Source organism: Lentzea sp. NBRC 105346 (assembly GCF_030269605.1).
Taxonomy (GTDB): Bacteria; Actinomycetota; Actinomycetes; order Mycobacteriales; family Pseudonocardiaceae; genus Lentzea.
The window spans coordinates 118,370-144,315 of sequence record NZ_BSTQ01000007.1; the positions used below are offsets into that span (position 1 = coordinate 118,370).

General features: G+C 69.0%; 35 protein-coding genes. 6 read left to right on the forward strand and 29 right to left on the reverse strand.

Annotated elements, in window-relative coordinates; all coding sequences use genetic code 11:
- Positions 1–19: 19 nt before the first annotated feature.
- Entirely contained in the window at positions 20–277 is a 258-nt protein-coding gene (locus tag QSK35_RS17130; RefSeq protein WP_285747221.1) for a DUF2631 domain-containing protein, read from the forward strand.
- Between the two features lie 3 nt (positions 278–280).
- Here QSK35_RS17130 and QSK35_RS17135 read toward each other — a convergent pair whose 3' ends face one another.
- Entirely contained in the window at positions 281–1,813 is a 1,533-nt protein-coding gene (locus QSK35_RS17135) for a serine/threonine-protein kinase (protein ID WP_285747223.1), read from the reverse strand.
- Positions 1,814–1,952: 139 nt separating this feature from the next.
- On the opposite strand from QSK35_RS17135, the gene QSK35_RS17140 reads away from it, so the two are divergent.
- Positions 1,953–2,801: a reprolysin-like metallopeptidase gene (locus QSK35_RS17140; protein ID WP_285747225.1), complete on the forward strand. Its 849-nt coding sequence runs from the start codon at positions 1,953–1,955 to the stop codon at positions 2,799–2,801.
- 91 nt (positions 2,802–2,892) lie between these two features.
- Here QSK35_RS17140 and QSK35_RS17145 read toward each other — a convergent pair whose 3' ends face one another.
- The gene (locus QSK35_RS17145; RefSeq protein WP_285747227.1) at positions 2,893–3,078 is read right to left on the reverse strand and encodes a hypothetical protein; all 186 of its coding nucleotides are present in this window, start codon (positions 3,076–3,078) and stop codon (positions 2,893–2,895) included.
- Between the two features lie 65 nt (positions 3,079–3,143).
- On the opposite strand from QSK35_RS17145, the gene QSK35_RS17150 reads away from it, so the two are divergent.
- The gene (locus tag QSK35_RS17150) at positions 3,144–3,530 is read left to right on the forward strand and encodes a PP2C family protein-serine/threonine phosphatase (RefSeq protein ID WP_285747229.1); all 387 of its coding nucleotides are present in this window, start codon (positions 3,144–3,146) and stop codon (positions 3,528–3,530) included.
- A gap of 13 nt (positions 3,531–3,543) precedes the next feature.
- Here the strand turns inward: QSK35_RS17150 and QSK35_RS17155 are convergent, their stop codons facing one another.
- The 3 genes from QSK35_RS17155 to rlmN form a co-directional block, all read right to left on the reverse strand.
- Positions 3,544–3,975, reverse strand: a complete 432-nt coding sequence (locus QSK35_RS17155; protein ID WP_285747230.1) for a type II toxin-antitoxin system VapC family toxin — start codon at positions 3,973–3,975, stop codon at positions 3,544–3,546.
- Positions 3,972–4,217 carry a FitA-like ribbon-helix-helix domain-containing protein gene (locus QSK35_RS17160; protein ID WP_285747232.1) on the reverse strand — a complete coding sequence of 82 codons (246 nt, stop codon included), beginning with the start codon at positions 4,215–4,217 and terminating at the stop codon, positions 3,972–3,974. Before QSK35_RS17160 ends, QSK35_RS17155 begins: the two co-directional genes overlap by 4 nt.
- Positions 4,218–4,280: 63 nt before the next feature.
- Entirely contained in the window at positions 4,281–5,387 is a 1,107-nt protein-coding gene (gene rlmN / locus QSK35_RS17165) for a dual-specificity RNA methyltransferase RlmN (RefSeq protein ID WP_285747234.1), read from the reverse strand.
- Between the two features lie 77 nt (positions 5,388–5,464).
- On the opposite strand from rlmN, the gene QSK35_RS17170 reads away from it, so the two are divergent.
- Positions 5,465–6,043 carry a PadR family transcriptional regulator gene (locus tag QSK35_RS17170; protein WP_285747236.1) on the forward strand — a complete coding sequence of 193 codons (579 nt, stop codon included), beginning with the start codon at positions 5,465–5,467 and terminating at the stop codon, positions 6,041–6,043.
- Here QSK35_RS17170 and QSK35_RS17175 read toward each other — a convergent pair whose 3' ends face one another.
- The 3 genes from QSK35_RS17175 to QSK35_RS17185 are packed head-to-tail and all read right to left on the reverse strand — an operon-like array spanning position 6,044 to position 8,264.
- Positions 6,044–6,976 (reverse strand): aldo/keto reductase, encoded by a 933-nt coding sequence (locus QSK35_RS17175; RefSeq protein ID WP_285747646.1) that lies wholly within the window; start codon positions 6,974–6,976, stop codon positions 6,044–6,046.
- A gap of 55 nt (positions 6,977–7,031) precedes the next feature.
- Positions 7,032–7,466: a DUF8189 domain-containing protein gene (locus QSK35_RS17180; RefSeq protein ID WP_285747238.1), complete on the reverse strand. Its 435-nt coding sequence runs from the start codon at positions 7,464–7,466 to the stop codon at positions 7,032–7,034.
- A gap of 54 nt (positions 7,467–7,520) precedes the next feature.
- Positions 7,521–8,264: a class I SAM-dependent methyltransferase gene (locus QSK35_RS17185; RefSeq protein ID WP_285747240.1), complete on the reverse strand. Its 744-nt coding sequence runs from the start codon at positions 8,262–8,264 to the stop codon at positions 7,521–7,523.
- 102 nt (positions 8,265–8,366) lie between these two features.
- Between QSK35_RS17185 and QSK35_RS17190 the strand changes: the two genes are divergently transcribed.
- Positions 8,367–9,188 (forward strand): VOC family protein, encoded by an 822-nt coding sequence (locus tag QSK35_RS17190; protein WP_285747243.1) that lies wholly within the window; start codon positions 8,367–8,369, stop codon positions 9,186–9,188.
- A gap of 9 nt (positions 9,189–9,197) precedes the next feature.
- Here the strand turns inward: QSK35_RS17190 and QSK35_RS17195 are convergent, their stop codons facing one another.
- The 5 genes from QSK35_RS17195 to rpsB all read right to left on the reverse strand — a co-directional run bounded on the left by QSK35_RS17195 (position 9,198) and on the right by rpsB (position 13,189).
- A complete protein-coding gene (locus QSK35_RS17195) occupies positions 9,198–10,031 on the reverse strand; it encodes a phosphatidate cytidylyltransferase (RefSeq protein ID WP_285747245.1) in 834 nt (277 codons plus the stop codon).
- Between the two features lie 13 nt (positions 10,032–10,044).
- Complete coding sequence (gene frr, locus QSK35_RS17200; RefSeq protein ID WP_285747247.1) at positions 10,045–10,602, reverse strand: ribosome recycling factor; 558 nt, start codon at positions 10,600–10,602, stop codon at positions 10,045–10,047.
- A gap of 46 nt (positions 10,603–10,648) precedes the next feature.
- A complete protein-coding gene (pyrH, locus tag QSK35_RS17205) occupies positions 10,649–11,359 on the reverse strand; it encodes a UMP kinase (protein WP_502881674.1) in 711 nt (236 codons plus the stop codon).
- A 126-nt stretch (positions 11,360–11,485) separates the two neighbouring features.
- The gene (tsf, locus tag QSK35_RS17210; protein ID WP_285747251.1) at positions 11,486–12,301 is read right to left on the reverse strand and encodes a translation elongation factor Ts; all 816 of its coding nucleotides are present in this window, start codon (positions 12,299–12,301) and stop codon (positions 11,486–11,488) included.
- Positions 12,302–12,370: 69 nt separating this feature from the next.
- On the reverse strand, positions 12,371–13,189 hold the full coding sequence (rpsB, locus tag QSK35_RS17215; protein WP_285747253.1) for a 30S ribosomal protein S2: 819 nt from the start codon (positions 13,187–13,189) through the stop codon (positions 12,371–12,373).
- Positions 13,190–13,543: 354 nt separating this feature from the next.
- On the opposite strand from rpsB, the gene QSK35_RS17220 reads away from it, so the two are divergent.
- Complete coding sequence (locus QSK35_RS17220) at positions 13,544–13,993, forward strand: murein hydrolase activator EnvC family protein (protein WP_285747255.1); 450 nt, start codon at positions 13,544–13,546, stop codon at positions 13,991–13,993.
- Between the two features lie 759 nt (positions 13,994–14,752).
- Here the strand turns inward: QSK35_RS17220 and QSK35_RS17225 are convergent.
- The 16 genes from QSK35_RS17225 to rpsP all read right to left on the reverse strand — a co-directional run bounded on the left by QSK35_RS17225 (position 14,753) and on the right by rpsP (position 25,936).
- A complete protein-coding gene (locus tag QSK35_RS17225) occupies positions 14,753–15,760 on the reverse strand; it encodes a FliA/WhiG family RNA polymerase sigma factor (protein ID WP_285747257.1) in 1,008 nt (335 codons plus the stop codon).
- Complete coding sequence (locus QSK35_RS17230; RefSeq protein ID WP_285747259.1) at positions 15,735–16,712, reverse strand: tyrosine recombinase XerC; 978 nt, start codon at positions 16,710–16,712, stop codon at positions 15,735–15,737. Before QSK35_RS17230 ends, QSK35_RS17225 begins: the two co-directional genes overlap by 26 nt.
- 139 nt (positions 16,713–16,851) lie before the next feature.
- A complete protein-coding gene (gene dprA / locus QSK35_RS17235) occupies positions 16,852–17,991 on the reverse strand; it encodes a DNA-processing protein DprA (protein ID WP_285747648.1) in 1,140 nt (379 codons plus the stop codon).
- Positions 17,991–18,185: a hypothetical protein gene (locus tag QSK35_RS17240; protein ID WP_285747261.1), complete on the reverse strand. Its 195-nt coding sequence runs from the start codon at positions 18,183–18,185 to the stop codon at positions 17,991–17,993. Before QSK35_RS17240 ends, dprA begins: the two co-directional genes overlap by 1 nt.
- Positions 18,185–18,355 (reverse strand): hypothetical protein, encoded by a 171-nt coding sequence (locus tag QSK35_RS17245; protein WP_285747263.1) that lies wholly within the window; start codon positions 18,353–18,355, stop codon positions 18,185–18,187. The genes QSK35_RS17240 and QSK35_RS17245 overlap by 1 nt, the downstream gene beginning before the upstream one ends.
- Positions 18,352–19,872 (reverse strand): YifB family Mg chelatase-like AAA ATPase, encoded by a 1,521-nt coding sequence (locus QSK35_RS17250; RefSeq protein ID WP_285747265.1) that lies wholly within the window; start codon positions 19,870–19,872, stop codon positions 18,352–18,354. The genes QSK35_RS17245 and QSK35_RS17250 overlap by 4 nt, the downstream gene beginning before the upstream one ends.
- A 142-nt stretch (positions 19,873–20,014) precedes the next feature.
- The gene (locus tag QSK35_RS17255; protein WP_285747267.1) at positions 20,015–20,383 is read right to left on the reverse strand and encodes a YraN family protein; all 369 of its coding nucleotides are present in this window, start codon (positions 20,381–20,383) and stop codon (positions 20,015–20,017) included.
- A 148-nt stretch (positions 20,384–20,531) separates the two neighbouring features.
- Positions 20,532–20,855 carry a DUF2469 domain-containing protein gene (locus QSK35_RS17260; RefSeq protein ID WP_146360279.1) on the reverse strand — a complete coding sequence of 108 codons (324 nt, stop codon included), beginning with the start codon at positions 20,853–20,855 and terminating at the stop codon, positions 20,532–20,534.
- Positions 20,855–21,646, reverse strand: a complete 792-nt coding sequence (locus QSK35_RS17265; RefSeq protein ID WP_285747270.1) for a ribonuclease HII — start codon at positions 21,644–21,646, stop codon at positions 20,855–20,857. The genes QSK35_RS17260 and QSK35_RS17265 overlap by 1 nt, the downstream gene beginning before the upstream one ends.
- Positions 21,643–22,497, reverse strand: a complete 855-nt coding sequence (lepB, locus tag QSK35_RS17270) for a signal peptidase I (RefSeq protein WP_285747273.1) — start codon at positions 22,495–22,497, stop codon at positions 21,643–21,645. Before lepB (QSK35_RS17270) ends, QSK35_RS17265 begins: the two co-directional genes overlap by 4 nt.
- A gap of 4 nt (positions 22,498–22,501) precedes the next feature.
- Entirely contained in the window at positions 22,502–23,326 is an 825-nt protein-coding gene (gene lepB / locus QSK35_RS17275) for a signal peptidase I (protein ID WP_285747275.1), read from the reverse strand.
- A gap of 5 nt (positions 23,327–23,331) precedes the next feature.
- Positions 23,332–23,691: a 50S ribosomal protein L19 gene (gene rplS / locus QSK35_RS17280; RefSeq protein ID WP_146360271.1), complete on the reverse strand. Its 360-nt coding sequence runs from the start codon at positions 23,689–23,691 to the stop codon at positions 23,332–23,334.
- Positions 23,692–23,841: 150 nt separating this feature from the next.
- Positions 23,842–24,588, reverse strand: a complete 747-nt coding sequence (trmD, locus tag QSK35_RS17285; protein WP_285747278.1) for a tRNA (guanosine(37)-N1)-methyltransferase TrmD — start codon at positions 24,586–24,588, stop codon at positions 23,842–23,844.
- Complete coding sequence (rimM, locus tag QSK35_RS17290) at positions 24,578–25,096, reverse strand: ribosome maturation factor RimM (RefSeq protein ID WP_285747280.1); 519 nt, start codon at positions 25,094–25,096, stop codon at positions 24,578–24,580. The genes trmD and rimM overlap by 11 nt, the downstream gene beginning before the upstream one ends.
- 160 nt (positions 25,097–25,256) lie before the next feature.
- Positions 25,257–25,496, reverse strand: a complete 240-nt coding sequence (locus tag QSK35_RS17295) for an RNA-binding protein (protein ID WP_030468017.1) — start codon at positions 25,494–25,496, stop codon at positions 25,257–25,259.
- On the reverse strand, positions 25,493–25,936 hold the full coding sequence (gene rpsP, locus QSK35_RS17300; protein WP_285747282.1) for a 30S ribosomal protein S16: 444 nt from the start codon (positions 25,934–25,936) through the stop codon (positions 25,493–25,495). The genes QSK35_RS17295 and rpsP overlap by 4 nt, the downstream gene beginning before the upstream one ends.
- Positions 25,937–25,946: the final 10 nt, after the last annotated feature.

Below are 25,946 nucleotides of genomic sequence, written 5' to 3' on the forward strand. Positions count from 1 at the left end.
ATGAGCAGTGGAGGGAACTGTGTCTTCGTCTTCGGAGCTGGACAAGCGTCCGGCCGTCGACCCCCACGAGGAGCCGTCGCACGAGTGGGGCTGGCACGGGACGTTCCCCAAGGCCACCCGCATCGCCGGCTGGTTCACCGCCATCGCCATGTTCGCCATGCTGATCGGCAACCACCACGGGTTCACCGAGGACCTGTGGCTGATCGGCACCGGCATCGGGCTCGTCGCGTTCCTGATCTGGGACCAGGTCCGCGGCCGCACCTCTTGGCGCCGCTAGCCGCTAGCGCACCACCCAGCCGAACGGGAACTCGGTCTGGTACCCCTCGCAGCCGGCCACCGAGTCGAAGTGGTGCGCGCCCATGTTGCACCGGTACAGCACCATTGACGGCACGCCGGCCGGCTCCGATGTGAACACGTAGCCGAGCGGGCCGCCGCCGTACGGCGTCTGCCCCTCGCAGTCGGCCGCCGCCGAGGTCATCCGGTCCTCGGAGTTGTTGATGCGGCACGAGTACAGCGGCTTGGTGCCGGGCTCGGGGTTGGCCAGGAGCATCCCGAGCCCACCGGTGTTCTCCACCGTGAACCCGTCCGGCACCGCGATCCGTGACGTGCCGCTGTAGTGCCACCCGTTGCCGTTGCGGTACCGCGAGAACGGCAGCGTCTGCAACGCCGGCTTGGGCTTGGTGGTCGTCGGCGCCGGGGCGTTCGACTGCTGTTGCGTCGGCTTCGGCCCGGTCGAGGCGCTGGACGAGGGCGCCGCACTGCTCGACGACGACGAAGCGGCCGACGACACCGAAGTGCTCGCCGGAGCGCTCGACTCACCCGCGGACGATGAGGTGGCCGCACCTGCCTGCGCCGCCGCCGAACCGGGCTCACTGGCAGGCTTGATCAGGAAGACCCCGGCGAGCCCGATCACGACCACCGCGGCGACCGCGCCGGCGATGACACCGATCTTCTTCCGGGACTTCGGCGGCTCCGAGGTCGCCACCACCGACGTGACGGGCTCGATGTACACGGTCGCGGGCTCGACCCGGCGCGTGCCATCCGTCAGGTGCTCGCGCAGCTGCTGAGCGGTCAGCCGCTGGTCCGGGCTCTGCGCGAGCAGACCCATGATCACCGAGGCGAAGGACCCGCCGGTCCGCGACAGCGCCGGACGTTCGTACATGATCGCGTGCATGGTGGCCGCGGTCGTCTCGCGCGTGAACGGCGAACGCCCCTCCACGGCGTGGAACATCGTCGCGCCGAGCGCCCAGAGGTCGCTCGCGGGCGCGGGTGCGTCGCCGGAGAAGAGCTCCGGGGCCATGTAGCCGGGCGAGCCCATGATGCCGCCCGTGGCGGTGAGCGACGGGTCGTCCATGGCGCGGGCGATGCCGAAGTCGGCGAGCTTCACCCGACCGTCCGGCAGCACCATGATGTTGCTCGGCTTGACGTCGCGGTGCACGATCCCCGCCGCGTGCGCGGCCTCCAGCGCGTTGAGCACCTGCAGCCCGATGTCGCGCACGCGGTCCTCGGACAACGCGCCCTCGCGGGCCATCACGTCGGCCAGCGTCGGCGCCTCGACCAGTTCCATCACGAGGTACGTGACGCCGTCCTCGACCAGCACGTCGTGGATGCCGACGACGTTCGGGCTGTTGAGCCGGCCCGCGGTGCGCGCCTCGCGCAGCACGCGTTCGATGTCGGTGCGCGACGAGGTGCGCAGCTCTTTCAACGCGACCTGCCGGCCGATCACGCGGTCCTCGGCGAGCCAGACGACCCCCATGCCGCCGCGGCCGAGCTCACGGATCTTCGCGTACCTGCCAGCCACCAGTTCCCCCACGGCGCGGCATGCTATCTGGCGGCGGGACCGCGAATTTTTCCTGTCCCGTTGTGTCAGTGACACACTGCGACGAGATCGCTACGGTAGGCATTGGTCTAGACCGCTCCCTGCACGAAACGTGATTCAAGGCGGTCTCGTCATGTCCATAACTGCATTTCTCGCGGCCTTGTCCCTGGTAGCTCCATCCCTGGTCGCGCCATCGCCGATCATCGACAATCTGCCGGACCAGTTCCGCGTCCCGTCCCCGTCCGACGTGTCGGTCCGTTCGGTGGTGTGCGACGGCGACGGCGTGAGCGGCAAACGGGTCCAGGCCATCTATGTGCGCGGCGACCAGTCGCCTGACCGCTACGCGCAGCTGGTGGCCAAGTTCCAGGGCTTCGCCGACCAGATCGACAACACGTTCGTTGAGGCCGCGGGACGGCTGGGCGGCGGTGTGCGGCACGTCCGGTTCGTCACCACGCCCGGCTGCCGCGCGAAGGTGGACAACGTTGTCATCCCCCAGTCGGCGATGAACAATCCGCAGGCGGTGGCCAACCAGCTGGCTGCGCGCGGCTACAACCGCAACGACCGGAAGTACCTGTTCTGGCACGACTCCGGCGGCTGCGGCGTGGCCTGGGGCAGCGGCGGCGACGACCGGCCCGGCGCGGACAACCGGTACAACTTCGGCCCGCACTACGCGGCGGTCGGCACCGGCTGCTGGACGTGGCAGGCGAGCGCGCACGAGCTGCTGCACACGCTGGGCGCGGTGCGAAGCAGTGCACCGAACGCGTCGAAGTACGGTCACTGCTGGGATGACGAGGACATCATGTGTTACGACGACGGTGGCCTCCCCAACCCTCCGGGCCACCTCGTGAAGGTGTGTCCCGGCGCGCCGGAGAACCAGATCGACTGCAAGGGCGACGACTACTTCCACACCAATCCAAGGCCCGGCTCGTATTTGGCGACGCATTGGAACGTCGCGCGCTCGCTGTTCCTGATCTCGTCGTAGCCGTGTCACCGGCGCGTGGTTCCGCCACGCGCCGGTGGCAGGATCCGTCCGTGCTCACCAACGCCGCCGCGGGCAGTTCGATCGGCAACCGCTACCGGGCCAACTTCGACGTCTTCCACCTGTCGACCGACCCGCTGCTAGCCGTCGTCGCCGACGGCATGGGCGACGGACCCGGCAGCACCATGGCCGGCCGCACCGCCGTCGACCTGATGATCTCCTCACCCGACCTGGCCTCGGCCGTTTCCACGGCACACGCGCGCGCAGCTGCGTTCGGCACGGAACACGGTGTCCTGGCCGGCTGCACGCTGACCGCGCTCGCCGCCCGCCCGGACGGCTACTGGGGTGGTGCAGATCGGCGACTCCCGCCTGTACCGCCTGCGGGCCGGCCTGCTCGAGTTGCTGACCGTCGATCACACCATGGCGTGGCTCGGCGTCGTGCACGGCTGGTTCACGCTCGACTCGCCATCGGCGGCTCGCGCTCGCTACCACCTGACGCGGTACATCGGCCACCCCGCGCACCCGGCGCCGGACCTGATGAAGATCTCGCCGCTGCCCGGTGACGTCTACCTGCTGTGCACCGACGGCGTGGCCGAGCAGGTGCCTTATCAGCGGATGGCCGAGATCCTCGGCGGCTCCGCGCCGGACACGATGGTGTCCGAGCTGCTGGCGGCCGCGGACGCGGCGGGCGGCCACGACAACGCCACCGCCGTAGTGGTGACGTTCGCCTGATCACTGAGTGCGCTTACAACTCGTCGGCATCGCCCCACGGGTTCAGCAAGGTGATGCCCGTATCGACGAAGTCCTTGACGTTGCGGGTGGCCAGGCAGGCCGCGAAACGGCGGCAGACAGCAGCGATCTGCGCATCGGCCATGCTGATCGGGCAGCCCTGTTCGTCGCGCGCTGCAGCGATTTCGCCGTAGTAGGCAGCTGCCACACCATCGAACGGCAGGATCTGCCCCTGGAAGTCCTCGGTCAGGAGCTCCGAGATCTTGACCGCGAGTGCGGTCTTGCGCTGGCCGTCCGGCATTCGCTCAACCCCGTAGGCGAGCTCAGCCGCCGTCACGGCGGTGATGAAGACTTCGTCGGCCGGGTACCGGTCGACCCAGCGAACCACCTCGTCGCTCGGAGCCTGCCTCATGAGCTCGGAAACGACGTTGGTGTCAAGAACGATCACTCGGGAAACTCCGCGGCTCGCACCGGTTCGGTGCGCTGGGGCAGAGCGAACGAGACGTCATCGGCGTCGGCGAAGCGTTGCCGAACCCTCGTGCCCATACCGGGCCCGGACTCGGACTTGGTCAACACCGCGGCGAGGATCGCCCGTACCTCGGCTTCCATCGACCGGCCGTGCTCAGCCGCCCGAATCCTGAGCTTTGCCTTCAGACTCTCGTCGAAGTCGCGGATCGTCAGGACCGCCATGATCCACCTCCGATGCTGTCATTGCAGTCAATGCTAGCACCAGCGGCGATCACGCCGGGAACGTCAGCCCTCGGCGGCCAGCTGCCCGCAGGCCGCCGCGATCTCCTGCCCACGGGTGTCCCGCACGGTGCACTCGACACCCTGCTCCCGTACCCGCCGCACGAACTCCCGCTCCACCGGCTTCGGCGACGCATCCCACTTCGACCCCGGAGTCGGGTTCAGCGGAATCAGGTTCACGTGCACCAACTGCCCAAGGTGCTTGCGCAGCTTCTTCCCGAGCAGATCCGCCCGCCAAGGCTGGTCGTTGATGTCCCGGATCAGCGCGTACTCGATCGACACCCGCCGCCCGGTCTGATCCGCGTACCCACGCGCCGCCTCCAGCACCTCGGACACGTCCCACCGCGTGTTCACCGGCACCAACGTGTTGCGCAGCTCGTCGTCCGGCGTGTGCAACGACACCGCCAGCCGCACCTGCAGCTTCTCCTCGGTCAGCTTCCGGATCGCCGGCACCAGCCCCACGGTCGACACCGTCACGGTCCGCTGCGAGATCCCCAGCCCGTCCGGCGCGGGAGCCGTGATGCGGTGCACCGCCTCGATCACGCGCTTGTAGTTCGCCAGCGGCTCGCCCATGCCCATGAAGACGATGTTGGACAGCCGACCGGGGCCACCGGGCAGCTCGCCGTCGCGCATCGCGCGGGCGCCCATGCGGACCTGGTCGACGATCTCGGCGGTCGACAGGTTGCGCTGCAGGCCGCCCTGACCGGTCGCGCAGAACGGGCACGCCATGCCGCAGCCCGCCTGCGACGAGATGCACAGCGTCGCGCGGTCCGGGTAGCGCATCAGGACGCTTTCGATCAGCGTGCCGTCGTGGGCGCGCAGCAGCGTCTTCTGGGTCGTGCCCTCGTCGCAGGTCACCTTCCGCACGACCGAGAACAGCCCCGGCATCAGGTCCGCGACCAGCTTCTCCCGCGACGCGGCCGGAATGTCCGTCATATCGGTCGGGTCGACGGTCAGGCGGCTGAAGTAGTGGTTCGACAGCTGCTTGGCGCGGAACGGCTGCTCACCCAGAGCGGCCACCGCCTCGGCGCGTTGCGCGGGCGTGAGGTCGACCAGGTGGCGCGGCGGCAGGCCGCGCTTGGGCGCGTCGAAGACAAGGGGGAGGGAGGTCATAGCACATCTAGTGTCCCACGAGATCGGCGCGCTATTTACCGTTGCATCTCGATAGTCTCCGATATATCGTTAACGCCATGAGACGACACCTACACGAACACATGCACAGGCACGGTCACCACGAACGCGGCTTCGGCGGTCGCGAAGGGTTCGGCGGTGGCGGCGGGTTCCGCCGAGGATTCGGCCCTGGTCACGGCCACGGGCACGGTTTTGGAGAAGGTCGCGGCCGGGGCAGGCAGCGGCGCGGGCAGATGCGCGCGGCTGTCATGCACCTGCTCGCCGAACGACCGATGCACGGCTACGAGATGATCCAGGAGATCGCCCGGCGCACGGACGGCCAGTGGACGCCCAGCCCCGGTTCGATCTACCCGACGTTGCAGATGCTGGCCGACGAGGGCATCGTCACGGCGGTCGAGGAGGACGGCAAGAAGCTCTTCACCCTCACCGACGCCACGGCGGCCGAAGGGTCCCCGGCACCGTGGGAGGGCATCCAGCTCGACCCGGTGGACGGCGAGCTGCGCACGGCGGTCCGCCTGCTCGGCAGTGCCATGGAGCAGATCTCCCACGCCGGCACCACCGAGCAGAAGGAACGCGCGATCAAGCTCTACAACGAGCTGCGCCGCAAGCTCTACGCCATCCTCGGCGAGGAGTCGTAGTCACCAGCGGTCGTGCACGTGCGGCCGGATCAGCTCGTCGTACACGCGCGTGATCTCCGCCGAGTCGACCGGCGCGAGGTCGGCGGCCGTGGCGTTGGCCCGAGCCTGCTCCACGTTGCGCGCACCCGGAATCACGACCGTCACACCCGGCTGGTCGACGATCCAGCGCAGCGCGAACTGCGCCATCGTCGCCCCCGCGGGCACCAGGGGACGCAACCGTTCGACCGCCTCCAGGCCGACGTCGTAAGGCACACCGGAGAACGTCTCCCCGACGTCGAACGCCTCGCCGTTGCGGTTGTAGTTGCGGTGGTCGTCCGCACCGAACGAAGTGTCCTTTGTGTACTTCCCGGACAGCAGGCCGGACGCGAGCGGCACCCGCGCGATGATCGCGACACCCGCTGACGCCGCCGCGGGCAGCACTTCCTCCAACGGCTTGTGCCGGAACGCGTTCAGGATGATCTGCACGCTCGCCACGTTCGGCCGCGCGATCGCGGTCAGCGCTTCCTCGACCCGCTCCACGCTCACGCCGTACGCGGCGATCCGCTTGGCGTCGACCATCTCGTCGAGCACGTCGAACACCGCGTCGGTGCGGTAGACGGGCGTGGGCGGGCAGTGCAACTGCACCAGGTCGAGGGTGTCCACGCCGAGGTTGCGCCGGCTGCGGTCGTTCCACGCGAGGAAGTTCTCGCGGCTGTACCCCTCCGGCGTCTGCTCGGGCAGCCGCCGCCCCATCTTCGTCGCCACGAAGATGCCGGGATCGTTGCGTTCCTTGAGGAACCGGCCCACCAGGGTCTCGCTGCGGCCGTCGCCGTACACGTCCGCGGTGTCGAAGAAGTCGACACCCGTGTCGGCGGCGGCGTGCAGCAACGCGAGCGCGTCGCGTTCGTCCACCTCGCCCCAGTCGGCGCCGAGCTGCCAGCAGCCCAGCCCCATCACGCCGAAGTCGCGCCCCAGCCTGCCTGCGTTTCGCTTCTCCACGAACGTGAACCTAGTCCTCGTAGAACGCGCCCTCACCCGGTACCCACCACCAGTGCGCCACGGTGCTGCGGGCCGACCAGGCGCGAACGTGCAGCCGGTCCCGCTCGACGTGCGCCCGCGGGTCGCTCTCGATCTTTCCGCCCCACGAGGTGAAGCGCAGGCCCTTCGCCGCACTCCACGACCACCCCGACAGCGTGCCGTCGGCTCCACGGGCGAACACAAGCTGTTCGTCGCCGCGCACCAGCACCTCCGGAGCGCCGACGATCGAGCCGCCCCAGTCGGCGAAGTAGACGACGCCGTCAGATCCTCGCCACCAGTGGGACAACGTGTTCCGGTCCGAGCGCGCGAACACGTGCCCGTGGACGTGTCCCGGCTCGGAAACCGCAATGGGCCCGGCCACCATCATGATCGACGCCGTTATCCCCAGAACGAGCCATCGCCTCATGTGACCAGGGTCGACGACCGGTCTGCAAGTCCTCTGCAAACCGCCTGCAAGTCGCTAGACGATCAACCCGGCGGGCTTGCGGCGGACGTGCAGGCGGTAGCCGACGGGGAAGCTCAGCCCCGGCGTCGCCGCGATCGCGCGGTCCGCCACCTTCTCGGAGAACTCGATGCGCAGCACGGCCTCCAGATCCTCGCGCCGCTCGAACCGCCACTCGGCGACGATCCGCCGCAGGCTGAACCCGTTGTCCGCGAAGAACTTCTCCACCGCGGCCGGGTTGTAGCGCGGTTCGTCGGCGCACAGCCACGGCCCGTACGGCTCGGCCGTGCCGTCCAGGTCGACGATCGCGAGCGCGCCGCCGGGCCGCAGCACCCGATCGGCCTCCTGCAGACCCGGTTCACAGCCGGGCCCGAAGAAGTAGGCGGTCCGCGCGTGCACGAGGTCGGCGGACGCGTCCGGCAGCGGCAGGCGTTGCGCGGGACCGGAGAGCGCTCGCACACCGGGCAGATCGGCGATCCGCTGCCGTGCCCGCACGACCAGCGGCTGGTGCGGCTCGACGCCGACGACGCTGCGGGCCGTCTCGGAGAACATCGGCAGGTGGAAACCCGTGCCGCAGCCGACGTCGACCACGTCGAGCCCGGTCCAGTCGCACTCCGCGCGCAGGGCGGCCCAGATCGCGCCGCCCGCGTCCTGCGCGCGGTTCTCGATCTCGTAGACCTCCGGCCAGTGCCAGATGTTCGGGCTCGGCACCACGTCGACCGGTCTGACCGCGGCCAGTGCCGCCCGGACGAAGCCCTTCACGCGAATCCCCTCACGAGTGCACTGTAGTTGTCAGTTGACTGTTCGGAATCGGCGTTCGACGGCGTAGCGTGATCACATCTTCACCCCCTGCAGGAGGCGGCTGTGTCGATCGCGCCCAACTCGCCCCGGATCAGGCCGCTACTCGCGGGTAGCCCCTGCTGGGTCGAGCTTCCCGTCCCTGACATCCGATCCGCCGTGGACTTCTACACGGGCCTGTTCGGATGGCACTACACCGACGACGACGGCTACACCGTCGCCATGGTCGACGGCATTCCCGTCGCCGGCCTCCCGCAGTCGGAGGCGCCCGGACCGTGGCGGCTGTACCTGCTCACACCGCACGCGCGGGCGACCGCGGAGAAGGCGTTCCACCTGGGCGGATCGGTGCTGCGCAATCCCGAGGAGAGTGCGGACCACACGCAGTCGACGCTGATCACCGACCCGACCGGCGCGGTCGTCGGGTTCCGGCACGTGCCACCCGACTGGCGGTTCGGCACCGACGGGCACGGCGCGTTCGCGTGGGCGGAGCTGAACACGCGCGACGGCGCCGCGGCCGACACGTTCTTCCGGGACCTGTGCCACTACGACATGACCCAGATCGGTGACGGGCACCGGCTGGACTACGTCGTCTACTCGGTCGAGGGCCAGGACGTCGTGGGCAGACAGCGGATGGGACGAGAGTTCCAATACCGGGAGAAGCCGCACTGGATGATCTACTTCAACTCCGCGCCGGAGATCGACATCGACGCGGTGGCGACGCGCGTGCTCGAGCTGGGCGGCCGGGTCACCGTCGAGCCCTACGACACGCCGTTCGGGCGCATAACGACCGTCGAGGACCACAACCATATGGCGTTCTCGGTCGTCGACCAGTCCCGCGCCATCGAGGCCGAGCCGCGTGCCGAGGTCGACGACCCGTACGACGACTGACGTCCCGGTTTACACGAACAGGTGAAGTAGCAGCCAGGACACGACGGCCGACGGCAGCAGCGAGTCCATCCGGTCCATCAGGCCGCCGTGACCGGGCAGCAGCGTGCCCATGTCCTTGATCCCGAGGTCGCGCTTGATCAGCGACTCGACGAGGTCACCCGCGGTCGCCGTGATGACGAGTGCCGCGCCGAACAGCACGCCCTGCCACCACTCGCCGTCGATCAGCAGGCTGACCGTCAGTGCGCCACCGGCCATGCCCGCGATCATCGATCCCGCGAAGCCCTCCCAGGACTTCTTCGGGCTGATCGCCGGCGCCATCGGGTGCTTGCCGAAGAAGACGCCCGCCGCGTAGCCGCCGGTGTCGGACAGCACGACGCCGATGAGGAAGCAGAAGGCGCGGCCCGCGCCGTCCTCGGGGACGACGAGCATCGCCGCGAACGTGCCGAACAGCGGGATGTACGCGGCCGTCAGCACCGAGGCCGACAGGTCGCGCAGGTAACCGTCGGCGCCGCCGCGGAACCGCCAGATCATGCACGCGATGACCGTGATCACGAACGCGGTCATCAGACCGGTCCGTTCCAACGGCCAGGACAGCCAGATCATCGCCTGGCCGCCGATGAGCACGGGGATCAGCGCGACCTGGATACCGCTCTTCTTCAAGGCGGTCGACAGCTCGACCGTCGCGACGGCGACGGCGGCCGCGACGATGCCGATGAAGATCTGCCGGTAGGTGAGCAGCGCGGCGATGATCACCGCGCCGAGGCTCACCCCTACCAGGATCGCCGCCCGCAGGTCGCGTCCGGCTCTGGACGGCTTGGACGCGTCCTGCTGACCGCCAATCACCTGTGCTCCCACATCAGACCTCGAGGAGCTCGGTTTCCTTGTGCTTCACCAGCTCGTCGACCTGAGCGGTGTACTTGTGCGTGAGGGAGTCGAGCTCCTTCTCACCGCGCACGCCGTCGTCCTCGCCGACCTCGCCGTCCTTGACGAGACGGTCGATCTCTTCCTTGGCCTTGCGGCGAACGCCACGCACCGAGACGCGGGCCTCTTCGCCCTTGGTCTTCGCGACCTTGACCATCTCCTTGCGGCGCTCCTCGGAGAGCTGCGGGATGACCACGCGAATGACCGTGCCGTCGTTGCTCGGGTTCACTCCGAGGTCCGAGTCGCGGATGGCCTTCTCGATGGAGTGCAGCTGGCTGGTGTCGTACGGCTTGATGACCGCCATCCGAGCCTCGGGGATCGCAACGCTCGCCAGCTGGTTCAGCGGGGTCGGCGATCCGTAGTACTCGACGACGATGCGCGAGAACATCGAAGGGTTGGCGCGACCGGTCCGGACGGAGGCGAGGTTTTCCTTCGCCACCGAGACCGCCTTTTCCATCTTCTCCTCGGCATCGAGGAGGGTCTCGTCGATCACGACTGCTCCTTGCTCTGCGTGCGTGTCTGCCCTGATCCCAGCAGGTCTAGAAAGCTGGACGCCCACCGGGGGTACTCACCAGGGTTCCGATCTTCTCACCACGCACCGCGCGCGCAATGTTCCCCTCGGTGAGGAGGTTGAAAACGAGGATCGGCATGTTGTTGTCCATGCAGAGGCTGAACGCGGTCGCGTCTGCGACGTTGAGGCCTCGTTCGAGGACCTCGCGGTGCGTGATGTTGTCGAACATCAGCGCATCCGGATCGATCTTGGGGTCGGCGGTGTAGACGCCGTCGACGGCCTTGGCCATCAGCACGATCTCGCAACCGATCTCCAGCGCGCGCTGCGCGGCCGTCGTGTCGGTCGAGAAGTAGGGCAGACCGGCGCCGCCGCCGAAGATCACGACGCGGCCCTTGTCGAGGTGACGCATCGCGCGGCGCGGGATGTAGGACTCGGCCACCTGCGTCATCTGGATGGAGGTCTGTACGCGCGTGTCGATGCCGTGCTCGCGCTCGAGGAAGTCCTGCAGCGCCAGGCAGTTCATGACCGTGCCGAGCATGCCCATGTAGTCCGCGCGGGAGCGGTCCATGCCGCGCTGCTGCAGTTCGGCGCCGCGGAAGAAGTTGCCACCGCCGATGACGACGGCGACCTGGACGCCGGAGCGGACCACGGCGGCGATCTGGCGGGCGACCGTCTGGACCACGTCGGGGTCGACACCGACTCCGCCGCCACCGAACATCTCGCCGCCGAGCTTCAGCATCACCCGGTTGTAGCCGTGGCTACCCTCTTCGCTCACTGGTCCTCTCCTCGCGGCATTGGAAGGGGTTTGGACTCGGACACGGCAAGGGCGGGGTCGCCGTCAAGCGCAACCCCGCCCTCGCACGTCTCAGCTCTGGCCGACCTCGAACCGAGCGAAACGGGTAACCGTCACGCCGGCCTCGTCCAGCAGGGCCTTGACCGTCTTCTTGCTGTCCGTCACGGAAGCCTGCTCGAGGAGCACGACGTCCTTGAAGAAGCCGTTGACGCGACCCTCGACGATCTTGGGCAGCGCGCCTTCCGGCTTGCCCTCCTCGCGAGCGGTCTCCTCGGCGATGCGGCGCTCGTTCGCGACGAGCTCCTCCGGGACGTCCTCGCGGGTGACGTACTTCGGACGCATCGCGGCGATCTGCATCGCGGCACCCTTGGCGGCCTCGGCGTTGTCACCGGTGTACTCGACCAGCACGCCGACGGCGGGCGGCAGGTCGGCGGCACGCTTGTGCAGGTAGGTCGAGACGGTGCCGTCGAAGTCGACGGCCTTGGCCAGCTCGAGCTTCTCGCCGATCTTGGCGGAGAACTCCTGGACCAGCGCGTCGACCGACTTGCCGTCGACTTCGATGGCCTTGAGGGCCTCGACGTCGGCGACCTTGTTGGCCTTGGCGATCGCGACGATCTCGTCCGCGAGGGCGATGAAGTCGGCGTTCTTGGCGACGAAGTCGGTCTCGCAGCGCAGCTCGACCATCGCGCCGTCCTTGACGGCGACCAGGCCGTTGGACGTGGTGCGCTCGGCGCGCTTGCCGACGTCCTTGGCGCCCTTGATGCGCAGGATCTCGACGGCCTTCTCGAAGTCGCCGTCAGCCTCGTCCAGCGCCTTCTTGCAGTCCATCATGCCGGCGGCGGTGAGCTCGCGGAGCTTCTTGACGTCCGCGGTGGTGTAGTTCGCCATCGTTTTCCTTCTGCGATGTACGCGCTTGAGTCCACGCGGCGCCCATGGCGGGGCGCCGCGTGGTTCGAATCAGGACTGGACGGGCTGCTCGGCCGGGGCCTCGGCCGAGTTGGTCAGGAGCTCCTGCTCCCACTCCGCCAGCGGCTCGTCGCTCGCGACCTCGGGCTTGTCCTGGCCCTCGGCGGCGTCGCGGCGGGCACCGGAACGCGCCATGAGACCGGCGGCGGCGGCCTCGGCCACGACCTTGGTCAGCAGGGCGGCCGAGCGGATCGCGTCGTCGTTGCCCGGAATCGGGTAGTCGACCTCGTCCGGGTCGCAGTTGGTGTCGAGGACCGCGACGATCGGGATGTTCAGCTTGCGAGCCTCACCGACCGCGATGTGCTCCTTCTTGGTGTCGACGATCCACACCGCGCTGGGCACCTTGGACATGTCGCGGATACCGCCGAGCGTGCGCTCCAGCTTGTCCTTCTCGCGGTTCATCATCAGGATTTCCTTCTTGGTGAAACCCTGGAAGCCGCCGGTCTGCTCCATCGACTCCAGCTCCTTGAGCCGCTGAAGCCTCTTGTGGACCGTGGAGAAGTTGGTGAGCATGCCGCCCAGCCAGCGCTGGTTCACGTAGGGCATGCCGACGCGGAGCGCCTCGTTGGCGATGGCCTCCTGCGCCTGCTTCTTGGTGCCGATGAACAGGATCGACCCACCGTGGGCGACCGTCTCCTTGACGAACTCGAAGGCGCGGTCGATGTAGGTCAGCGTCTGCTGCAGGTCGATGATGTAGATGCCGTTGCGCTCGGTCAGGATGTAGCGCTTCATCTTCGGGTTCCAGCGCCGGGTCTGGTGCCCGAAGTGCACGCCGCTGTCGAGCAGCTGCTTCATGGTTACGACGGCCATGGCCGGTTCGCACCTCGTCTGTCGGACGCGTTCGCACGCGTATGCCGGTTGTCGCGGCCACCCCTTTGGCTGACCGCCCTGGTGCCCACACCGCCGTCCGCAACCCTCGGCTTTGCAGCTTCAGGACCGTTCGGACGTCGTGACTCGGCCACACAGCTGTGTTGGGCCGGATCTGCGTTGGCACGCGAAGTCGTCCCGCGAGTACACGGGGCGCGCCGAGCAGTCTACGCCCTCCCCCCGACAAACTTCGAATCGGCCCGAGGTCACGGGGGCAAGTTATCCACAACCCGCGAGTTATCCACAGTTTGGAGATCCCCGCTGGTCCCGCACCCTCGCCTTCGAGACCGTTTGGACATGCCCGCTCTCCTCGCCCTACTGCTCGTGCTCCCCATCCCCCACGGCCGCTTCGGCTGGCCCCTGGCCCCTCCACATGGGGTCGTGCGCTCGTTCGCCGCGCCCCCGTCTCCCTATGGGCCGGGCCACCGCGGCGTCGACCTGCTCGGTGTCGTCGGCGCCCCAGTGTTCGCGTCCGGTGACGGCGTTGTGGTGTTCGCGGGCTTGTTAGTGGACAGATCGCTCGTGTCGCTCGACCACGGCAGCCTGCGCACCACATACGAGCCCGTGACGCCCTCTGTCGCCGTACACCAGCGCGTGCGGCGCGGTGAGGTGATCGGGACGCTGGCGGGCGGCCACCCCGGCTGCGACTCCTGCCTGCATTGGGGCGCCAGGCGCGGTCCCGAGTACCTGAACCCCTTACGCCTGGTCTCGCCCGGCCGGGTCCGCCTGCTTCCCGTCGCCCCCTGACGCGACCCGTCACACCGTTGCGGTCACCAACGGTTCCGGTGACGAGGTCGCGGTCTGCGCCCGACGCCCGCGCTGCCGCGCGCCCCGAGCGCGGCAGGGCACTCCCTCCCTGGGCGTCGCCGCAGACCGGTGGGCACGGCCGGCCGTCCCCTCGATACGAAGCCGGCCGTGCCCACCCCTATCCGCGAAAGGAGGCCAGCCCCTACGGAATTCGCCCCAGGCTGAGGGCACCGGGTCTCCCGGCTCGCCGACCGGTCCCGCCCGAACTCCGCAGCCGCCGACCTGCCGCACCCGGCCACACGCCCTGATCACATCCGCCCAACCGGTTCCGCCTCAGTCCACAACCGCCAAACAACCCCACCAAGCACAAACCCCGCCTCCTCCTCGCCCAAGCGACCCCACAGCCACCGGCCTCACGACCGCCCAACCGCCCCCACAAGCCCGACCCTGCCCTCACCACCGAGCCCCCGCCACGGCCCGCGATACCAATCCCACTCCGTTTCCCGCACTCCGCCCCACCGACTAGCGACGTCACGCACCCCCATCCGCCGCCTTTGTCCAGAGGAGACCAATGACCACAAACCCCCGCTTCCCGCCAGCCGCCCCTCACCGCAGCTACCCCATCGCGCACCAACCGCGATCTTCCTGACCACCCCGCATCCCGTCTGACCCACCTCCTGCACACCCGTCCGCAAACGCGAACCGGCCGGGAGTCGCGGGTGCGACTCCCGGCCGGCGAGGGCACAGGGCTGTGGCGGGTCAGTCCTCGGTCTGCTCGTTGAGCTTGGTCCGCAGCCTCAGCACGGCGCGGGTGTGCAGCTGGCAGACCCTGGACTCGGTGACACCGAGGACCTTGCCGATCTCGGCGAGAGTCAGGTTCTCGAAGTAGTAGAGGGTCACGACCACGCGGTCGCGTTCGGCGAGCTGGGCGATGGCGTCCGCGAGCTGGCGGCGGCTGTCCAGGTCGACGAGGCTCGCGACCGGGTCCTCGGCGTCCTCGTCCGGGAGCGACTCGGCGAGGGAGGAGCCGCCCTTGTTGGGCGCGATGAGCTCGTCGAGCGCGACGACGCTGGTGAGCTGGAGCTGGCCGTACAGTTCGCGCAGCTCGGCGAGGCCGATCTTGAGCTCTGCGGCGAGCTCGCGGTCGGTCGGGGTGCGCTGCAGCTTGGCGCCGAGGCGTTCGAGGGCGCGCTCGACGTCGCGGGCGCGGCTGCGCACCGAGCGCGGGACCCAGTCCTGGGCGCGCAGGTCGTCGAGGATGGCGCCGCGGATGCGCTGCATGGCGTAGGTCTCGAACTTGAGACCACGCTCCGGCTCGAACTTCTCGATCGCGTCGACCAGGCCGAAGATGCCGGACTGGATCAGGTCGGACACGTCGACGTGCGCCGGGAGGCCCGTGCCCACGCGGCCGGCGACGTACTTGACCAGTGGTGCGTAGTGCAGCACCAGGCGGTCGCGCTGGTTCTGGTCGCGGGACTCGCCGTAGCTGCGCCACAACGCGACGATGCCGGCCTCGACATCGTCGGCGGTACGGACATCCGGTCGCTGCGCGGCGGATGTGGTGGCGGCACGAAGGCCTTCGACGCTCGTCTCTTCTCCACTGGGCTCGTCTTCACCGAGCTCGGCCTGCTCGGTGCGGGGAGCGCCGTTCTGACGGTGCCCGTTGGTCTGCTTCGACGCAGGCTTGGGCACCAGAGGTTCAGGGGGCACGGTCGCCGTACGCGAACCTCCCCCTGAGGCGTCAGGAACGGGGGTGGGTTCGGTCATGGATCGCCTTCAGCCGTTCGACAGTGACGTGTGTGTAAAGCTGAGTCGTTGCGAGCGTAGCGTGACCAAGCAGTTCTTGGACGGTGCGCAGGTCCGCTCCTCCTTCCAACAAATGGGTCGCAGCGGAGTGGCGCAACCCGTGTGGCCCAATGTCCGGCGCGTCCGGTACCACGGCGACTACCTCGTGTACCAGTCGCCGAACGGCCCTTTGATCAATACGCCCGCCGCGGGCCCCGAGGAACAAAGCCGCCGGAGAGTAGGGCGTGACCAGGTCTTTTCTTCCCTCGTCGAGCCAACGCCGCAGCGCTCGTTCGGCTGGAATGCCGAACGGGATGGTGCGCTCGCGCCCGCCTTTGCCGAGAACCCGAATCACCCTTAGGGAGTAGTCCACGTCATCGAGATCAAGACCACAGAGCTCGGCTACGCGAACGCCCGTGGCGTAGAGCAACTCCACCACGGCCTGATCACGCAGCGCAACCGGATCACCTTCGGTAGCGCCGGAGGATACGGCCGCCATCGCCTCACTTGCCTGGTCAGCACGCAGGACCGAGGGCAGCGTCCGGTGTGGTCGCGGCGCGGCCAGCCGCGGTCCCGGATCCTGCGCCAGCAGCCCCTCACGCACAGCCCACGCCGTGAACGTCCGCGCGGCGGCGGCCCGGCGTGCCATCGTCGTGCGGCTCGCACCCGCATTCCGTTGTGCCGCCAGCCATGCCCGCAGACTCGCCAGGTCCACAGCACCGATGTCCGCCCGCTCGGGCGAGTCACCGGCAATGTGTCCCAGCAACGCCACCACGTCGCCCAGGTAGGCCCGGACCGTGTGCGGCGAGAGATCCCGTTCCAGCGCCAGATGCCGCTCGTACCGCCGAAGTGCGTCGGCCACGTTCGCGGGCAGCTTCTCGCGCAAGCGAACAAGATCGACACGACGTGTCCGACCTGGCGGCGGGGAGGACATAGGCAGAAACGCTGCGCCTCCTGAGCCCCGTGGTCAAGTTCCGCCACACCGGCAATGGGCTGAGAGCGCTCCCAACTTCGTTGAGTCAGCAACATCTCCGCGCAGAGCAACAATTCTCACCCAACCGGAATGAGCAGGCTCACCCGAATGACGGCTCCAGCCGTCGCCATCCCTCCTCTCCCCGGCTCGCCAGTCCGGCGAGCTCCAGCTCCGGCAGCAGCGCCCGCACCCGCCCGAGCTCCACACCGGACTCCACGGAGATCACCTCCGGACTGTGCCCGGACCGCAGGCCCAGCGCCTCGTACACGCGCATCGCGTCACCCTGCGGCGCACCGAGATCGCTTCGCTTGTCCCCCACGGTTTCCACGAGGTCGTCCCCGAACCGCCCGATCGACTCGACGATCTCGGCGACGCTCGACACCGGCACCGCGTCACCCGACCGCAGCAGCTCGTTGCAGCCGGTCGAACTGGCCGAGGTGACCGGACCCGGCACCACCATCAGCACGCGCCCGAGCGCGACCGTCGTCGCCGCCGTGTTCTTCGCGCCGCTGCGCCGCCCGGCCTCGACGACGACCGTCCCGGTCCCCAACGCCGCGATGAGCCGGTTGCGCGTCAGGAACCGATGCCGCGCGGGTGTTACGCCGGGCGGGTACTCGCTCACCACGAGCCCGTCGCGCGCGATCGTGGCGAGCAACCCCTGATGGCCGGCGGGATAGGCGATGTCGGGTCCACATGCGAGCACCGCGACGGTCACCCCGCCTCCGCCGAGCGCGCCGCGGTGCGCGGCGCCGTCGATGCCATAGGCGGCACCGGACACCACCGCGACACCGGCCAACGCCAGCCCGTGGGCGAGTTCGGTGGCGACGTGCTGCCCGTACCCGCTCGCGTCCCGAGATCCGACGACCGCGACCGCCCGGTCGGCCACCTCGCTCAGGTCGTGCTCCCCGCGAACCCACAGCGCGAGCGGCTCGCCGCCGCACCGCCGGTGCCCGTTCGCCACCCCGAGGGACACGAACGGCCAGCGCGGCCACTCGTCGTCCTCCGGAATGATCAATCGCCCACCGCGGGCCCGAATCCGCTGCAGGTCCTCTTCGGCGAGCTCAACCGCCCGCCGCGCCGAGGTCTGACTCAGCACGCTGGGCGACACCTCGCCGGCCCGCACGAGCGCGGCGGCCTCGACCGGACCGACCTCGGACACCAACCCGCTCAACGCACCCGCGAACGGTTCCGCCACCCGCGACAGATACGCCCGCGCCAACCGGACGTCGTCGAGGTTCATCACCACCACCGCCACGGCGCACCGTCGCGATCCAGCAACCAGAACGCTGAACGCATCGGCACCAGTGCCCGCCACACGAAACGGCACGGGTGGCCCCAACCGACCTCGGACACCAACCCGCTCAACGCACCCGCGAACGGTTCCGCCACCCGCGACAGATACGCCCGCGCCAACCGGACGTCGTCGAGGTTCATCACCACCACCGCCAGGGCGCACCGTCACGATCCAGCAACCAGAACGCTGAACGCATCGGCACCGGTGCCCGCCACACGAAGCGGCAGGGGTGGCCCCAGTCGACCGGGAACACCACGTCCGGGATCTCCGGGGACGGCTCCACAGTGGTGCTTCGCTGTTCGGGAATCATGCTGACCTCCTCTCCCTGAACTCGAGTGCCGCGGCCACGTGGTCCGCGGTCGGTTGATCCGCCTCGGCGAGATCGCTCAACGTCCACGCGACGCGCAGGCAGCGATCGGCGCCGCGCCCCGTCAGCACGCCGCCGGCGAGGCCGCGATCGAGCAACGCCGTCGTGGACCGGGGCAGGCCGAACTCGCGGCGCAGCACCGGCCCTGGCACCTCAGCGTTCGTGCGCCAGTCGTAGCCGTGCGCGGACCACCGGGCGGCGGCGCGTGCGCGAGCCTTGAGCACGCGTTCGCGCACCACGGCGGTCGGCTCGGGTTCGCCGACCTCGACGCCGCTCATCGCCGTCAGCGGCCGCATCCGAACCCGGATGTCGACCCGATCCAGCAGCGGCCCGGACAGCCGCGCCGCGTACCGCCTGCGAACGATCGACGTGCAGCAGCAGTCGATCTCCTTGGCTGGCGCACACGGACAGGGATTCGTGGCGAGCACGAGCTGAAACCGCGCCGGATACCGCACGATGCCGTCGCGCCGCGCCAACCGGATCTCCCCGTCCTCCAGCGCGGTGCGCAAGGCCTCCAACGTCCGCGGCCCGAACTCGCAGGCCTCGTCGAGGAACAACACCCCGCGATGCGCCCGGCTCACCGCACCGGGCTTCGCGAGGCCGCTGCCACCGCCCACAAGCGCCGTGATGGACGACGTGTGGTGCAACGACATGAACGGCGGCGCGGCCACCAGCGGCGCCTCGGCCGCCAGCATGCCCGCGACCGAATGCACCGCCGTCACCGCCAGCGCCTCGTCGCGCGACAGCGGCGGCAGCAGGCCCACCAGTCGTTCGGCCAGCATCGTCTTCCCGGTGCCGGGCGGCCCCGTGAGCAACAGGTGGTGGCCACCCGCGGCCGCGACCTCGAGCGCCCAGCGCGCCTCGGGCTGGCCGACGACATCAGCCAGGTCGGGAGGAGCGGGCAGAGGCGGATTCTCGTGCGGCGGTGGTGGTTTCAGCGAGTGCGCCTCCCCGCGCAGCCACGCCAGCACGTCGCCGAGGCGACCGGCTCCAAGGACGTCGACGCCGTCGACCAAGGCCGCCTCCGGCAACGCGTCGTGCGGCACGATCGCCCGCCGCAGCCCCGCCCGCCGCGCGGCCAGCAGGGCGGGCAGCACTCCGCGCACGTGGCGCACCCGGCCGTCGAGGGACAGCTCGCCGATCAGCACTGTGCCGCCGAGCTTGTCCGGGGGGACGGCTTTGGACGCTGCCAGCGTGGCGCAGGCGATGGCCAGGTCGTAGCCCGAGCCGCCCTTGGGCATGGCGGCGGGCGACAGGCCGAGCACGACGCGCTGCTTGGGCCACTCCTCGTCGGTGTTGCGGACGGCGGCTTTGACGCGCTCCTTGGACTCGTGGAGTGCCTTGTCGGGCAGGCCGAGGAGTTGGGTCTTGGGTTGGCCGACGCCTACGTCGGCTTCGATCTCGACGGCCAGGCCGTCGACGCCGAACAGCGCCACGGACCAGGCACAGGCGAGGGCCATCAGGCACCTCCGGCCGGGTGAGGTGTCGCTGATGGTGGCTCTGAGAGATGCCGCTGCGCGGAATGGGGAATTGCCGGATGGGGATGTGAGAGAGCAGGCGGCGAGACCAGGGCAAGCAGCGATGCCGCACGGACGATGGCCATCAGGCACCTCGCAGATGCCGTAGGCGGACCTGGCCGCCCGGCGGCCATAGGACGAAGACCAGGTCCACCCGGATCTGGCACCAGCCGACGTTGTACTCGGACAGCCAGTGCAGGCCCAGGCGGCGGATTCGTTCCAGCTTCACCGGCGAAACGGCCTCGTCCGGCGTGCCGAACGCGACGCCGGACCTGGTCTTGACCTCACAGACCACCAGGCGGTCGCCGTCGGTGGCGACGATGTCGAGCTCGCCGTCCGGGCACTTCCAGCGGCGTGACAGGACTACGAGGCCCTGCTTCGTCAGGTACTCGCAGGCGAGGTCCTCGCCCTTGAGGCCGAGCTCGTCGTTGTGGGTGCGCGTGATCGTTGCCATCGGTTCCTCCCGGGGGTGTCGGCAAGGTCACTTTGCCGGGTGGGAGGGGGCGGTGGGGGGCGTCAGGCGCTGGCTGTGGATAAGTCGGGGGGTGTGGACAAGTCCCGCCAAGTCGATCTTGGCGGGGCGGGATTGTCGGTGGGGTGTGCTATGTCGGGAACGGGCCGCTGTCCGGCAGGCGCAGGTCTGGTTTGTCCAGCTCCTCGACGTTGACGTCCTTGAACGTGATGACTCGGACGTTCTTCACGAAACGGGCGGGACGGTACATGTCCCACACCCACGCGTCGGACATCCGCACCTCGAAGTACACCTCGCCGTCGGCGTTGCGGACCTGCACGTCCACCGAGTTGGCCAGGTAGAAACGCCGTTCGGTCTCCACGACGAACGAGAACTGGCTGACGATGTCGCGGTACTCCTTGTACAGCGACAACTCCATCTCGGTCTCGTACTTCTCGAGATCCTCTGCACTCATTACGCCTCCGCGCGGGTCATCTGCTCCGCGCCCTCCCTCGTCGCGAGCTCTCCGATGGAAATCGGGAGTGCCCCATTCTGGACTACGGCCTGAGCGGCCATCGTGCGCACCACCCGGTGTGGCGCGGTCATGCCGTGCGCTAAGGCCGCGGACGTCACGTTCACCCACGACCAACGATGCTCCGGACAGGGTCCGTGCGCCGTCAGCGCGGCCGTGTGCTCGGCCGTGCAGTAGCCCTTGTGCACGTCGAACCCGTACTCGGGGTACGAGGCGTGCAGGTCGGCCATGATGCGGTCCCGCGTCACCTTCGCCAGGATCGACGCGGCCGCCACGCACGCCGCCGCCTGGTCGCCCTTCAGCACGGACATCGAGGGCGCCGTCAAACCCGGCACGCGGAAGCCGTCGGTCAGCACATAACCAGGATGCGTCGTCAGCTGGGCTACCGCTCGCCGCATGCCCTCGATGTTGGTCACATGGATGCCCAGCCGGTCGACCTCGGCCGAGGACACCACGATCACCGCGTGGTCCAGCGCCCGCGCCAGGACCTTGTCGTACATGCGGTCGCGCGCGAGCGCGGTCATCAGCTTCGAGTCGGTGAGCCCTTCGAACCGGGCGGCGTCACCTGGACGCAGCACGCAGGCGGCGATAACCAACGGACCCGCACACGCGCCGCGGCCGGCCTCGTCCACACCGGCGACCGGGCCCAGTCCGCGGCGGTCGAGCGCGGACTGCAGGGCCCAGTTGCCCGACGAGCCGCGCACCACGGCTCGAGGCGGTCGCAGCAACGTCATCGCTGAAGTCGGCGGCGCAGTCGCCGGCCGAGCAGGAGTACGGGCCACGCGGCGACGATACCGACGCCCATCGGGACGCTCTGCTGCCATCCCGGTGCACCCATCGAGACCACTTGCGGGTTGTGGTCGGTGACGCCGCCCCATCGCGTCGGAGGCAGCACGATGATGCGCGCCTTGCCGATCACGTTGTCGATCGGCACCAGGCCCGCCTGGCCGCCGCCGCCCTGGCAGCGCGAGTCGCACGAGTCGTTGCGGTTGTCGCCGAGCACGAACAGGTAGCCGTCCGGGATCTTCAGCTCCGCGAACGACTCCTGCGAGGTGCTGCCGCCCGCCGCGTAGTACACGTACGGCTCGTCCAGCGCCTTGCCGTCGACCATCACGCGGTTCTGGTCGTCGCAGCACTTCACGGTCTGGCCCGGCACGGCGATGACGCGCTTGACGAAGTCCTCTTCGTTCGCCGACGGCAGACCGACCAGGGAACCCAGCCACTGCAACGACTTCGACACCACGTTGCCCGGCTCGGCGGCCACGAAGTCGTTCTGCCACGACTGCGGGCCGCGGAAGACGACCACGTCGCCCGGCGAGGGATCGGTGAAGTCGTAGGTGATCTTGTCGACGAGCACGCGGTCGCCGTAGCACCCGTAGCAGCCGTGGAGCGTCTGTTCCATCGACTCCGACGGGATCATGTACACGCGACCGAGGAAGACCTGGATCAACGCCGCCAGACCCACCGCGACGACGATCAGGATCGGCAGCTCTTTCCAGAAGTTCCCCTTGCGCTTCTTCTTCTTGGAAGAGGGCTTCGGCTGCTCGTCGTCAGCCGGGGTCTGATCGGGATCCACGTCAACCACGAGATCAGCCTATTCGCTTGCGAATGCGGCGTCCCACCCACAGCACCGGAAACGCGGCGAGCAACCCGGCCGCCGCCGGGGCTCCGAGTGCCACGACCTGCGGATTGTGGTCCGAGACCGCACTCCAGCGAGCAGCCGGAAAAACGATCACACGCGCCTTGCCGATCACGTTCGCCACCGGCACCGTGCCCGCTTCGCCCCCGCCGCCCTGTTTGCGCGAATCGATCGAGTTGGTGCGGTTGTCCCCCATGACCCACAAACGGCCCTCCGGAACGCGCACCGGAGCGAACGGCTCGTGGTTCGCCGGGGACGTGCCGGGCTGCCAGTAGACGTACGGCTCGTCCAGCGGCTTGCCGTCCACGAGCAGCCGATGCTCGGCGTCGCAGCACTCGACGGTCTGGCCGGACACCGCGATGACGCGCTTGACGAAGTCCCGCTCGTTCGGCGGCGCGAGGCCGAGCAGCGAGGCGGCGCCCTGCAACGCCGCGACGAACGCGTTCGACGACCGCGGGGACACGAAGTCGTTGTTCCACGCGTCCGGACCGCGGAACACGACGACCTCACCGGGCTCGACGTCCAAGAACCGGTAGGTGATCTTGTCGACCAGCACGCGGTCGTTCTGGCAGCCGTTGCAGCCGTGCAGGGTCTGTTCCATCGACGCCGACGGGATCACGTAGACCCGCGCGACGAACTGCTGGATGAGGACCGTCAGGACCAGCGCCGTGACGGTCAGAACGACGAGCTCACGCCACAGAGGACGCCTCCGACCCGAGCCCTCTGGGGACTCGTCGTCGGAGGCGTCCTCGTCGTCTTCGGAAAGCTCAGGCAACGCGGTCAGCTGACCGGCTTGGCCTCACGCTTCTCCTTGATCTTGGCGGCCTTGCCGCGCAGGTCGCGCAGGTAGTAGAGCTTCGCGCGACGGACGTCACCGCGGGTGACGACCTCGATCTCCGAGATGTTCGGGGAGTGCACCGGGAAGGTGCGCTCGACGCCGACACCGAAGGAGACCTTGCGAACGGTGAAGGTCTCGCGGATGCCACCGCCCTGGCGGCGGATCACGACGCCCTGGAACACCTGGACGCGCTCGCGCGAGCCCTCGATGACGCGGACGTGGACCTTCAGCGTGTCGCCCGGCCGGAAGCTGGGGATGTCGGAGCGCAGCGACTGGGCGTCAAGTGCGTCCAGGATGTTCATCGGTCGTCCTCACGTGAGTCTGTTACTCCCCAGAGCATGTTCCATGGCAGTGCACGACATGGTGGGGTCGGCTGAGCGCGCGCCGGTACGCAACCGGCTGCAGCAACCCGTCCAGTGTGCCAGATGGGGTGCCCCGGACTGAAATCGGCCCTAGTCGGACGGCTCGCGCAGCCGGGCCAGCAGGGCCCGGTCGTGCTTGTCGAACGCCTCGTCCGGCAACGCTTCCAGCAGATCTGGTCGCCGCTCGAACGTCCGCGTGAGTGATTGGTCACGCCGCCAGCGCTCGATCGCCTTGTGGTTGCCCGACCGCAGCACGTCCGGAACGGCCAGCTCACGCCACACCTCGGGGCGCGTGTAACTGGGGCCTTCCAGCAGACCGTCCTGGAACGAGTCCTCGGCGTGCGACTTCGGGTTGCCCAGCACGCCCGGCAGCAGGCGGGCGACGGCCTCCACGATCGCCAGCACGGCGACCTCGCCGCCGACCAGCACGTAGTCGCCGATGGACACCTCGTCGACCCGCATCCGCCGCGACGCGTCCTCGACGACGCGCTGGTCGATGCCCTCGTAACGGCCGCACGCGAACACCAGGTGCGACTCGGCCGCGAACTCGTGCGCGACCGCCTGCGTGAACGGGCGCCCGGCCGGCGTCGGCACGATCAGCCGCGTCTGCTCGGTGCACACGTCATCGAGCGCGGGGCCCCAGATGTCGGCCTTCATGACCATGCCCGGACCGCCGCCGTACGGGCTGTCGTCGACGGCCTTGTGCACGTCGTGCGTCCAGTCCCGCAGGTCGTGGACGTCGACGCTGATCAGGCCCTTGTCGATCGCCTTCCCCAGCAGCGCCGCCCGCAGCGGCGCCAGGTACTCGGGGAAGATCGTGACGACGTCAATCCGCATCGAGCAGGCCCTCTGGCGGGTCGATCACGACGCGGCCGCCGGCCACGTCCACGGTCGGCACGATCTCGCGCACGAACGGGATCAGCGCCTCGCCGTTCGGGCGGTTCACGACCAGCAGCTCGCCACCGGGACCGTGCACGATCTCCTTGACGGTGCCGATCGACGTGCCGTCGAGCAGCTGCGCGTCGAGGCCCTCGAGCTCGTGGTCGTAGAACTCGTCCGGGTCGTCGGTCGGCGGGAGGTCGGCGGTGCTGCCCAGCAGCAACGTGCCGCGCAACGCCTCCGCGACGTCCCTCGTGACGACTTCCTCGAAACGCACGAGCAGCCGCCCGGCATGAGGCCGGGCGGCTGCCACGGTGAGGCTTCGGGACGTGCCGTCGCGCAGCTTGGCCTGCATCTTCGCCCCAAGCGCGAAACGCATCTCAGGTGAATCAGTACGCACGTCAACGGCGAGTTCGCCAGTGATCCCGTGCGCCTTGGCAACCCGCCCGACGACGACAGTGCCCATTTGCCCTCGCTCCGCTCGGGCGGCGATGCCGCCGAAAGCCGGTGTCTTCCCTCGTGATTTCGTGTGGCCAGCGCCCTAGGGGGCGCCGGCCACACGAAATGACTCAGTCCAGACACCGGCGCGGCATCGCGTGCCCTCTTCAAACTTCGTTCAGCGAACGTCAGCGGTCGGTGTCGACCACGTCGACCCGGACACCACGACCGCCGATACCGGCCATCACGGTGCGCAGGGCCGTCGCGGTGCGACCGCCACGGCCGATCACCTTGCCGAGGTCGTCCGGGTGGACGTGGACCTCGAGGGTGCGGCCGCGGCGGGTCGTGACCAGGTTCACCCGGACGTCGTCCGGGTGGTCGACGATGCCGCGAACGAGGTGTTCGAGGGCGTCAGCCAACAAACTCACGCCTCGTCCTTGGTGGCCTCGGCGTCAGCCTTGGGGGCCTCTTCGGCCTTCTTCGGCTTCTTCGCCTTCGGCGTGGTGGCCTCGGTCATCGGCTCCTCGTTCGCAGCGGCGAGCGCGGCGGCGAACAGGTCGGCCTTGGAGGTCTTCGGCTCCTTGACCTTCAGCGTGCCCTCGGCGCCCGGCAGGCCCTTGAACTTCTGCCAGTCACCGGTGATCTCGAGGATCCGCTGGACGGACTCGGTCGGCTGCGCGCCGACGCCCAGCCAGTACTGCGCGCGCTCGGAGTCCACCGAGATGAAGGAGGGCTCCTCCTTCGGGTGGTACTTGCCGATCGTCTCGATGGCCTTGCCGTCGCGGCGGGTGCGCGCGTCGGCGACGACGATGCGGTAGTACGGCTGGCGGATCTTGCCGAGGCGCTGAAGCTTGATCTTGACGGCCACTGGCCTGGTA

Coding starts and splice junctions, on each gene's coding strand:
- QSK35_RS17250 (WP_285747265.1), bottom strand. CDS start 19,872: ATGGCCCTCGCCTGTGCCTGGTCCGTGGCGCTGTTCGGCGTCGACGGC.
- tsf (WP_285747251.1), bottom strand. CDS start 12,301: ATGGCGAACTACACCACCGCGGACGTCAAGAAGCTCCGCGAGCTCACC.
- QSK35_RS17175 (WP_285747646.1), bottom strand. CDS start 6,976: ATGGGGCTGGGCTGCTGGCAGCTCGGCGCCGACTGGGGCGAGGTGGAC.
- QSK35_RS17140 (WP_285747225.1), top strand. CDS start 1,953: ATGTCCATAACTGCATTTCTCGCGGCCTTGTCCCTGGTAGCTCCATCC.
- QSK35_RS17255 (WP_285747267.1), bottom strand. CDS start 20,383: ATGGCAACGATCACGCGCACCCACAACGACGAGCTCGGCCTCAAGGGC.
- QSK35_RS17260 (WP_146360279.1), bottom strand. CDS start 20,855: ATGAGTGCAGAGGATCTCGAGAAGTACGAGACCGAGATGGAGTTGTCG.
- QSK35_RS17230 (WP_285747259.1), bottom strand. CDS start 16,712: ATGTCCTCCCCGCCGCCAGGTCGGACACGTCGTGTCGATCTTGTTCGC.
- rplS (WP_146360271.1), bottom strand. CDS start 23,691: ATGAACATCCTGGACGCACTTGACGCCCAGTCGCTGCGCTCCGACATC.
- rpsB (WP_285747253.1), bottom strand. CDS start 13,189: ATGGCCGTCGTAACCATGAAGCAGCTGCTCGACAGCGGCGTGCACTTC.
- QSK35_RS17170 (WP_285747236.1), top strand. CDS start 5,465: ATGAGACGACACCTACACGAACACATGCACAGGCACGGTCACCACGAA.
- trmD (WP_285747278.1), bottom strand. CDS start 24,588: ATGCGGATTGACGTCGTCACGATCTTCCCCGAGTACCTGGCGCCGCTG.
- rimM (WP_285747280.1), bottom strand. CDS start 25,096: ATGGGCACTGTCGTCGTCGGGCGGGTTGCCAAGGCGCACGGGATCACT.
- dprA (WP_285747648.1), bottom strand. CDS start 17,991: ATGAACCTCGACGACGTCCGGTTGGCGCGGGCGTATCTGTCGCGGGTG.
- QSK35_RS17220 (WP_285747255.1), top strand. CDS start 13,544: ATGCCCGCTCTCCTCGCCCTACTGCTCGTGCTCCCCATCCCCCACGGC.
- QSK35_RS17160 (WP_285747232.1), bottom strand. CDS start 4,217: ATGGCGGTCCTGACGATCCGCGACTTCGACGAGAGTCTGAAGGCAAAG.
- pyrH (WP_502881674.1), bottom strand. CDS start 11,359: ATGCTGAAGCTCGGCGGCGAGATGTTCGGTGGCGGCGGAGTCGGTGTC.
- rlmN (WP_285747234.1), bottom strand. CDS start 5,387: ATGACCTCCCTCCCCCTTGTCTTCGACGCGCCCAAGCGCGGCCTGCCG.
- QSK35_RS17225 (WP_285747257.1), bottom strand. CDS start 15,760: ATGACCGAACCCACCCCCGTTCCTGACGCCTCAGGGGGAGGTTCGCGT.
- QSK35_RS17240 (WP_285747261.1), bottom strand. CDS start 18,185: ATGAACCTCGACGACGTCCGGTTGGCGCGGGCGTATCTGTCGCGGGTG.
- QSK35_RS17180 (WP_285747238.1), bottom strand. CDS start 7,466: ATGAGGCGATGGCTCGTTCTGGGGATAACGGCGTCGATCATGATGGTG.
- QSK35_RS17265 (WP_285747270.1), bottom strand. CDS start 21,646: ATGACGTTGCTGCGACCGCCTCGAGCCGTGGTGCGCGGCTCGTCGGGC.
- QSK35_RS17245 (WP_285747263.1), bottom strand. CDS start 18,355: ATGATTCCCGAACAGCGAAGCACCACTGTGGAGCCGTCCCCGGAGATC.